The sequence below is a fragment of the Oceanicola granulosus HTCC2516 genome, assembly GCF_000153305.1.
GTDB classification, from domain to species: domain Bacteria; phylum Pseudomonadota; class Alphaproteobacteria; order Rhodobacterales; family Rhodobacteraceae; genus Oceanicola; species Oceanicola granulosus.
In genome coordinates, this window is sequence record NZ_CH724108.1 from 294,773 (window position 1) to 296,855 (window position 2,083).

Consider the following 2,083-nt stretch of genomic DNA (forward strand, 5'->3'; position numbering starts at 1 on the left):
CGGCCCCACCGGCCTACGCCTCCCGGCGCAGGCGCGCCTCGAGGATGTCGAACGGCACGCCCGGCTCGTCCTTGGCCTGCCGGATCACCAGCGACGTCTTCACGCTGCCGACGTTGGGCGCGGCCGTCAGTTCCTCGGTGAGGAACGTCTGGAAGCTCCGCAGGTCCGGCGCGACGCACTTCAGGATGAAATCGATGTCGCCGTTGAGCATGTGGCACTCGCGCACGAGCGGCCAGTCGCGGCAGCGGGCCTCGAAGGCGGAGAGGTCGGATTCGGCCTGGCTCTGCAGCCCGACCATCGCGAACACCTGCACCTCGAAGCCGAGCTCGCGCGGATTCACGTCGGCGTGGTAGCCGAGAATAAAGCCCTGCTCCTCGAGCGCGCGCACCCGGCGCAGGCAGGGCGGGGCGGAGATGCCGACCCGCCGCGCGAGTTCGACGTTGGTCATCCGGCCGTCGCCCTGCAGTTCGGCAAGGATCTTGCGGTCGATGTCATCGAGCTTGGTACCGGGCATGGTCGTCTCCTGAAGCTGCCCCAAGGGCCGTCAGTCATCAGACCAACGGCATTTCGGCAATATCGTTTCGCCGTCCGGCAAGAATTTTGCGCCGCCTCAACCCGTGCGAGTAACTTCGGCCCAGATCGGCAGGTGGTCGGAGGCGCGTCGGGAGAGCGCTGTAGCCACCACGCCCGACCTCTGCAATGCCAGACCGGGCCCGAGCACGATCCGGTCGAGCGCCAGCATCGGGCGGCGGGCGTGGAACGACGGGCCGGGGGTGTGGACTTCCCATGGCGGTTCGAAGCCCTGCAGCCCCCGCGCCTCGGACCATTCGTTGAAATCGCCCATGATCGCCGCCGGCATCGGCCCGCGCGCCCTGAGGGCCGACAGGATCGCGCGGATCTGGCGCAGCCGGTCGCGCCGCAGCAGGCCAAGATGCACCCCCACCACCCGGATCGGCCCCCGACCCGGGTCCTCCACCTCCACCAGCACCGCGCCGCGCGGCTCGAGCCCCGGCAGCGGCACGCGCGCCTCGCTGAGGATGCGCAGGCCCCGGCGCAGCAGGATGGTCTGGCCGTGCCAGCCGAGGCTGCTCTTCGAGGTAACCAGCGCCAGCGGCGCATAGTCCGTCTCGGCCTCCACCAGCGCGCGCGGCAGCGCGGCGGGGCGCGGGCCGAGCCGCATGTCCACCTCCTGCAGCGCCACCACGTCGGCATCGGCCTGCCGCAGCACCTGCAGGATGCGGTGCGGATCGCGGCGGCGGTCGGTGCCGAGGCATTTGCGGATGTTGTAGCTCGCCAGTCGCAGGGTCATGGCGGCTGATATAGGGCGGCGCCCGGGCTGTCACATCCGCTTGATCGCGCGCGCCGGTCGCTTAGATCAACGCAATGTCCTACCGCTTCATCCGCGACATCAAGGCCCAGCCGCTCCCCGTCCTCCTGATCTGGGTCTCCCTGATCGGCGCGGTCACCTACGCCGCCGTCAGCGGACGGCTGTCGCTCGGCCTCGTCGCGCTTCTGACCTTCGCCCTCACCCTCGCGCCGACCTTCCTCGTCAAGCGCGTCGGCATCCAGCTGCCGGCGGGGTTCACCGTGGGGATCGTCGTCTTCATCTACGCCACCATCTTCCTCGGCGAAGCGGTGAACTTCTACGAGCGCTACTGGTGGTGGGACATGCTGCTGCACGGCGGCTCGGCGATGGGCTTCGGGATGATCGGCTTCCTGTTCGCCTTCACCCTGTTCGAGGGCGACCGCTACGCCGCGCCCGCCTGGGCGCTCGGCTTCATCGGCTTCACCTTCGCGGTGACGATCGGGGCGGTGTGGGAGATCTTCGAGTTCGCGATGGACCGGAACTTCGGGCTCAACATGCAAAAGTCGGGCCTGCAGGACACGATGTGGGATCTGATCATCGACGTGATCGGCGGCGCCATCGGCGGGTTGATGGGGTTCCTATACCTGAAGGGCCAGCCGGTCGGCGGGTTCACGAAGGTGCTGGCGGAGTTCGTGGTGAAGAACCGGCACTTCTACCGCAAGCACCCGTTTCGCTCACGCCGCCGCAAGGGGTGAGTGGCGGCTCGTCGGAGGTGCG

The 2,083-nt window shown here is 68.8% G+C and carries 3 protein-coding genes; 1 reads left to right on the forward strand and 2 read right to left on the reverse strand.

The genetic code is table 11. The features are described from left to right. Positions 1 to 13: 13 nt before the first annotated feature. Complete coding sequence (locus OG2516_RS13790; RefSeq protein ID WP_007256317.1) at positions 14 to 514, reverse strand: Lrp/AsnC family transcriptional regulator; 501 nt, start codon at positions 512 to 514, stop codon at positions 14 to 16. Positions 515 to 610: 96 nt separating this feature from the next. After that, on the reverse strand, positions 611 to 1,309 hold the full coding sequence (locus tag OG2516_RS13795) for an endonuclease/exonuclease/phosphatase family protein (RefSeq protein WP_007256318.1): 699 nt from the start codon (positions 1,307 to 1,309) through the stop codon (positions 611 to 613). A 74-nt stretch (positions 1,310 to 1,383) separates the two neighbouring features. On the opposite strand from OG2516_RS13795, the gene OG2516_RS13800 reads away from it, so the two are divergent. Further along, positions 1,384 to 2,061 carry a DUF2238 domain-containing protein gene (locus tag OG2516_RS13800; RefSeq protein WP_007256319.1) on the forward strand — a complete coding sequence of 226 codons (678 nt, stop codon included), beginning with the start codon at positions 1,384 to 1,386 and terminating at the stop codon, positions 2,059 to 2,061. Positions 2,062 to 2,083: the final 22 nt, after the last annotated feature.